This window comes from Sulfitobacter sediminis (assembly GCF_040811725.1).
Taxonomy (GTDB): Bacteria; Pseudomonadota; Alphaproteobacteria; order Rhodobacterales; family Rhodobacteraceae; genus Sulfitobacter; species Sulfitobacter sediminis.
In genome coordinates this window covers 1-234 of sequence record NZ_JBFNXX010000265.1, presented here as the reverse complement: position 1 = coordinate 234, position 234 = coordinate 1, and the positions used below count along the sequence as shown (strand labels likewise).

Genomic DNA, 234 nt, shown 5'->3' with positions numbered 1-234 from the left:
CACCTGGGGATTATCGTGGGGTTGTACTATATATTCTTACAGAACTGGCTGGCTTACGTGGCGTCCACGGTCGACCAGTCAGAGATCGTGCGGCCTCCGATGCCGCTTTGGCCCGGGGACCAGTTATTCGAGAATTACCGCAAGGCGCTGGTGTCTGTGGTGAATGAGACTGATGCGATGATGATGCTGAACAGCAAGCTGAAGGCGATGGGCCTCGGCATCGGGCTGCTAGTG

Annotated in this window: 1 pseudogene; it reads left to right on the top strand. The window is 56.4% G+C overall.

From position 1 onward, the window contains the following. Positions 1-21 precede the first annotated feature (21 nt). Positions 22-234 (top strand): annotated as a pseudogene (locus AB2B41_RS23760) (glycerol-3-phosphate transporter); the annotation flags it as partial.